This window comes from Mycobacterium sp. (assembly GCF_049585075.1).
Lineage (GTDB): Bacteria > Actinomycetota > Actinomycetes > Mycobacteriales > Mycobacteriaceae > Mycobacterium.
Window position 1 is genome coordinate 1 of sequence record NZ_JBAUZA010000447.1, and the last position, 2,500, is coordinate 2,500.

At 65.7% G+C, this 2,500-nt stretch carries 2 protein-coding genes and 1 pseudogene; 1 reads left to right on the top strand and 2 read right to left on the bottom strand.

What is annotated here, in order from left to right:
* Positions 1 to 41: 41 nt before the first annotated feature.
* Positions 42 to 1,556, bottom strand: a complete 1,515-nt coding sequence (locus WB785_RS21260; protein ID WP_424081545.1) for a sensor histidine kinase — start codon at positions 1,554 to 1,556, stop codon at positions 42 to 44.
* 38 nt (positions 1,557 to 1,594) lie between these two features.
* Positions 1,595 to 1,810, bottom strand: coding sequence for a biotin/lipoyl-binding carrier protein (locus WB785_RS21265; RefSeq protein WP_424081547.1), 216 nt, complete (start codon positions 1,808 to 1,810; stop codon positions 1,595 to 1,597).
* Positions 1,811 to 2,171: 361 nt separating this feature from the next.
* Here WB785_RS21265 and WB785_RS21270 point away from each other — a divergent pair.
* Positions 2,172 to 2,500, top strand: a pseudogene (locus WB785_RS21270) (hypothetical protein); the annotation flags it as partial.

Consider the following 2,500-nt stretch of genomic DNA (forward strand, 5'->3'; position numbering starts at 1 on the left):
GGCCCCGACACATTGTCGGGGCCGCACCGTTGTGTGCAGGGCTATTGCGCGGCGCGGACGCGACGCCCGATCGGCACGCGTAACACCACGTCGGTTCCGCCTTCGGGGGCGTTCTGCATCTGCAGCGAGCCATCGAGCTCCGCAGACACCAGTGTTCGGACGATCTGCAGACCGAGCCGGTCGGACTGCTCGACGCTGAACCCGTCGGGCAGACCGCGGCCGTTGTCGTGGACCACCACGTCGAGCCATCGCGCCGACCGTTCGGCCCGAATCGTCACGGAGCCAGCGCCGGCGACGGGTTCCCGGGCTGCCGGGTCAAACGCATGCTCGATGGCATTTTGTACGAGTTCGGTGATCACCATGATCAGCGCGGTCGCGCGATCGGAGTCCAGGACGCCGAGCATGCCCGCGCGGTTGATCCGGATCGGTGCGTCCACCGTCGCCACGTCGTTCATGATCGGCAGGATCCGGTCGATCACCTCGTCGAGGTTGACCTCCTCGTCCACCGACATCGACAGCGCGTCGTGGACCAACGCGATCGACGACACTCGCCGCACCGACTCGATGAGCGCCTCTCGGCCCTCGGCGTTGTTCGTCCGCCGGGCCTGCAGGCGCAGCAACGCCGCGACGGTCTGCAGGTTGTTCTTCACCCGGTGGTGGATTTCCCGGATCGTGGCGTCCTTGGAGATCAACGCGCGGTCGCGGCGCTTGACTTCGGTGACGTCGCGTACCAGCACCGCGGCGCCTGCTGCTGAGCCGTGCACCACCAGCGGCAGCGTCCGCAGCAGGACCGTCGCGCCGCCGGCATCGACCTCGATGCGCATGCTGGCGCCACCGGCCAGCGAGTCGCGCACATGCGTGGCGAGCTCTTGGGCCTCGAACGGGTCGGAGATCAGCGGGCGGGTGACGTCGATAAGGTCGTGGCCTTCCAGCTCCAGGGTCAGGCCCATCCGGTGGTAGGCCGACAGCGCGTTCGGGCTGGCGTAGGAGACGACTCCGTTGACGCCGAGCCGGATGAAGCCGTCACCCGCCCGGGGGCTGGAGCGCGACATCGCCACATCCCCCACGTTGGGAAAGGTGCCCTCGGACAGCATGTGGACGAGGTCGGCGGCGCAGTCAAGGTATGCGGTCTCCAGTGGGCTGGATTTGTGGGTGTCGCCGACTGCGGTCTGGTGGGTCAACACCGCGACCACATGGTCGCCGTACCGCACCGGTACCGCCTCGATGTTCAATCCCGTCTGTTGCCACGAATACGGTTGGCCTGCATCGCTTTCCAGGCCGATGGTGCCGGATTCGAACGCCGCCGCGATCAGCGGCACTCGCTCCGCGGCCAGCACGGTACCGACGGCGTCTCGCAGCAGCACTGTGGGGGCGGTATTCGGCCGGCACTGCGCGACACAGACCAGCGACCCGTCGTCGCGCCGAACCCACATCAGGTAGTCGGCGAACGAAAGATCGGCGAGAAGCTGCCATTCGCCGACCACCGCGTGCAGGTGGTCGACGGCGCTGCCCGGCAGAACGGTGTGTTCGGCGAGCAGGTCACCGAGAGTGGACATCGGCGACTCCCGACAAAAGGTACGGACGAGCCAAGGGGCTAGCTGATTACCGCGATAAGGTCGCCGGCCTGGATGACGTCTCCCACCGAAACGCTGACCTTGCTGATGGTGCCGGCGACCTCGGCCAGGACCGGGATCTCCATCTTCATCGATTCCAGCAGCACCAGGGTGTCACCCTGACCGATCTGGTCGCCCTCGCTGACCACGACTTCGAGCACGCTAGCCACGATTTCTGCGCGGACGTCCTCGGCCATCATCACCCCGTTCGTCACCCAGCCGGTGTTTGCCCAAATTCTGTTGCTCTATCGAACCACAGTCAGTTGACCTGGACGCGAGGGAGTGAGCTCACGCCGGCTCGTGTCGGCGTCGACGGTGCAGGTCACAGCCCTGTCTGATATCGGGCGGGTATCGGTAAGCAAACTCCAAGATTACTAAGCGGACCTATAGAGTTCGTCCTGTGATCGTGTCGTGTTGTTCCTGTGACATTTGAGCAGCATTGTGTCCAGAGTGATTGGAGTGTCTGATGCGCACCTAGTGCTTCAGCCGAAATTGAGGGGAATTCCGTTGTCCGAGAATATGTTTGCGAATCCGACAGCTCGACGACCATTGACCCGAGTGAAGACCGGCATCGGGATTGCGCTGGCAGCAATCGCCACCATTGGGCTCGGCGCAGGCGTCGCCGCGGCCACTCCCCAGCAACCATTCCTTGCCGATGATCCGCTGCCCGTTCCAGGCGTCGGCGGGGCCGGTGCAGGCGCGGGCAGCGCCGTCAACATCGCCAATTCTTTGTTCGGCTCGCTGAGCTCGCTGATGAACAACGTGATCCCCGGCAGCGGGGACCTGTTGATGCCCGCCAGCAGCGCCCTATCGCCCGGTGGGCTGCCGGCCGGCGTCCCCGGCGTGGCCGGCGGGCTTCCGGGCACCGTACCTGGCGTGGCGGGCAC